3 protein-coding genes and 1 pseudogene are annotated in these 3117 nt (G+C 69.0%); all 4 read right to left on the reverse strand.

What is annotated here, in order from left to right:
- A pseudogene (locus ACFPU0_RS14620) lies at nt 1-132 on the reverse strand (acyl-CoA dehydrogenase); the annotation flags it as partial.
- Nucleotides 133-174: 42 nt separating this feature from the next.
- Entirely contained in the window at nt 175-1377 is a 1203-nt protein-coding gene (locus ACFPU0_RS14625; protein ID WP_377693814.1) for a 3-oxoadipyl-CoA thiolase, read from the reverse strand.
- The gene (locus tag ACFPU0_RS14630) at nt 1374-2894 is read right to left on the reverse strand and encodes a 3-hydroxyacyl-CoA dehydrogenase (protein ID WP_377693816.1); all 1521 of its coding nucleotides are present in this window, start codon (nt 2892-2894) and stop codon (nt 1374-1376) included. The genes ACFPU0_RS14625 and ACFPU0_RS14630 overlap by 4 nt, the downstream gene beginning before the upstream one ends.
- Before the next feature lie 10 nt (nt 2895-2904).
- Nucleotides 2905-3117 (reverse strand): electron transfer flavoprotein subunit alpha/FixB family protein (locus ACFPU0_RS14635; RefSeq protein ID WP_377693817.1); only part of this gene is annotated, 213 nt, incomplete at its 5' end.

Genomic DNA, 3117 nt, shown 5'->3' on the forward strand with positions numbered 1-3117 from the left:
CTCCAGCACGCGCGGGGCCAGCTTGTCCTGGGCGAACTGCTGGGCGCTGTCACGCACCATGCGCTCTTCTTCGGTGAGTTGCTGGTCCAGCAGCAGCGGGTCGATCCAGTTGAAGCTTGCTTTGTTGGCCATGGGGAAGTTCTCCGAATTCATGATTGTTGTGGGGCGTTCGGCTCAGTCGAGGCGCTCGATAACGCAGGCGATGCCCTGACCCAGGCCGATGCACAGGCTGACCAGGGCGTAACGCCCGCCGCTGCATTCGAGCTGGCGGACGGCGGTGAGCACCAGGCGGGCGCCGGATGCGCCAAGGGGATGACCGATGGCGATGGCGCCGCCGTTGGGATTCAGGCGCGGATCATCGAAGGCGATCCCCAGTTGCCGGGCGCAGCCCAGCACCTGGGCGGCGAAGGCCTCGTTGATCTCGATCAGATCCATGTCGGCCAGGCCCAAGCCCGCGTGCTGCAGCGCCTTGGCGCAGGCGGGCACCGGCCCCAGGCCCATGAGCCTTGGCTCGATACCCGCCACCGCTCCCGCGAGGATGCGAGCGCGCGGCTTGAGGCCATGGCGCTCGCCGATGGCCCGGGAACCGATCAGCAGCGCGGCGGCGCCGTCGTTGATGCCCGACGCATTACCGGCGGTGACCACGCCATCGGCGAACAGCGGCTTGAGCCGGGACAACGCCTCGAACGTGCTCTGCGGACGCGGATGCTCGTCATGCGCAATCAGCAGGGGCGGTTGCTTGCGACCTTGCGGCACTTCGATGGGCAGCAACTCCCCGCTGAAGAAACCTACCTGTTCAGCCTCGTGATACAAGGCCTGGCTGCGCGCCGCGAAGGCATCCGCCTCTTCGCGGCTGATGGCCAGCTCACGGGCGACGTTGTCGGCCGTCTCCGGCATGGAATCGGCGCCGAACTCGGCCTCCACCCGGGGATTGGGGAAGCGCGCGCCAATGGTGCTGTCGAACACCCGGAAGTCGCGAGAGTACGCACTCTCCGCCTTGGCCACGACAAATGGCGCGCGGCTCATGCTTTCCGCGCCACCGGCGATGAACAGCTCGCCCTCGCCGCTCCTGACCGCGCGTGCCGCATCCAGCACCGCCGCCAGCCCCGAGCCGCACAGGCGGTTGACGGTGAGGCCGCCGACCGCCACGGGGAGGCCAGCGAGCAACGCGGCATGGCGGGCCAGGTTGCGGCCGTCTTCACCGGCCTGGCTGGCGCAGCCGGCGATCAGGTCTTCGTACGCCTCGGCGGCGAAGGGATTGCGCGCCACCAGGGCACGCACCACCGCCGCCAGCAGGTCATCCGGGCGCACGCCGGCCAGGGCACCGGCATGGCGGCCGAACGGCGAGCGCAGGCCGTCATAGATATAGGCAGTCATGCGCCCTCCTCCGCGGTGGTCAGCGGCAGGCCGAGCTGCACGCGACGGCGCAGCCAGGGGCTGATGCGATAGCGCGGCTCCTGGTAGAGCTCATGCAGTTCGCGAAGGATCTGCGCGATCTTCGCCGCCCCGTAGTGATCGCCGAAACCCAACGGGCCATGGGGGTAACCCAGCGCCAGCCGCACCGCGCGATCCAGCACGGCAGGCGCGGCGATGCGCCGCTGGGCGATCTCGCAGCCCAGGTTGACGATTCCGGCCAGTACCCGCTGGGCGATAAAGCCGGGGGAATCGTTGATCACCTCCACCGGCACCCCATCGGCGCCCAGCGCCTGCCTGGCCTGGGCCAGCACCTCGGGGTCCAGCGCGGGCTGGCGCATCAGCACCCGGCGCTTGTCGAAGCCGGCAATGGTCTCCAGTGCCAGGGTGCGGCGAGCCGGCAACCGGGTGCGGGCAATCAGGCTGCTGGCGTCTTCGCCCAGGGGCGTGACCAGGCAGATCGCCTGCGGGCCGGGTTGGCTGCCCTGCTCCAGCTCCGCCCCCGCGGCCGCCAGCACGGCTGCCACCTGATCGCGCACCGTCGCGTCGCGGGAGTCGAGCCAGAATGGCCGGTCGATCGGCACCGGAGCCTGCGCCACCGGCTCGTCGGGCACCACCTTGCCCTCTGCGTATCGGTAAAAGCCCCGGCCGCTCTTGCGCCCCAGCAGGCCGCTGGCCAGGCGCGCCGGCACCAGGGCCGACGGTGTATAGCGCGGGTCCTGGTAGAACTGGCCGTGGATCGACTCCATCACGGCGTGGGAAACGTCCAGCCCCGTCAGGTCGAACAGCTCGAAGGGCCCCATGGGAAAGCCCAGGCTGTCCTTGAGGATGCGGTCGATCTGGGCTGGCGTGGCAATGCCTTCGGCAAGGATGCGCAACGCCTCCGGGCCATAGGCACGGCCCGCGTGGTTGACCAGGAAGCCGGGCGAGTCCGGAGTGACGGCGGCGAAATGCCCGGCCCCTTCGGCCAATGCGGCCAGGCGCTCGATCACCTGCGGGTCGGTCAGCTCACCGCGCACCACCTCGACGACCTTCATCAAGGGCACCGGGTTGAAGAAGTGGAAGCCGGCAACCCGCTGGGGGCGCTGACAGGCACTGGCGATCAGGCTGATGGATAGCGACGAGGTGTTGCTCGCCAGCACCGCATCGGCGCCTACCAGCTGTTCCAGCTCACGAAACAGCGCCTGCTTGGCGTCGAGGTTCTCGACTATGGCCTCGATCAGCAAGTCGCATCCTGCCAGCTCTTCCAGTCTGTAGGCCGGCTGCATGCGTGCCAGCGTGGACGCCAGCGCGCCGGCGCTCAGCTTGCCCTTGGCCGCCGCCCGCTCCAGCAGGTCGCGGTTGTAGGCCAGGGCCTGCTCGATGGCCTCGGTGCGGCTGTCATGCAGCAGCACTTCCACCCCGGCGCCGGCGAACAGTTGGGCGATGCCGCGCCCCATGGCGCCACTGCCGATCACGCCGATTCGCTTGAATGCATTCATGGGCGCCTCCTTACAGGGCCTTTTCCAGTTCCGGCACGGCGTCGAACAGGTCCGCCACCAGGCCGTAGTCGGCCACCTGGAAGATCGGCGCTTCCTCGTCCTTGTTGATCGCGACGATCACCTTGGAGTCCTTCATGCCGGCCAGGTGCTGGATGGCCCCGGAGATGCCCACGGCGAGGTACAGCTGCGGCGCGACGATCTTGCCGGTCTGGCCGACCTGCAT

It is taken from the genome of Pseudomonas sp. GCM10022186 (genome assembly GCF_042656385.1).
Taxonomy (GTDB): Bacteria; Pseudomonadota; Gammaproteobacteria; order Pseudomonadales; family Pseudomonadaceae; genus Metapseudomonas.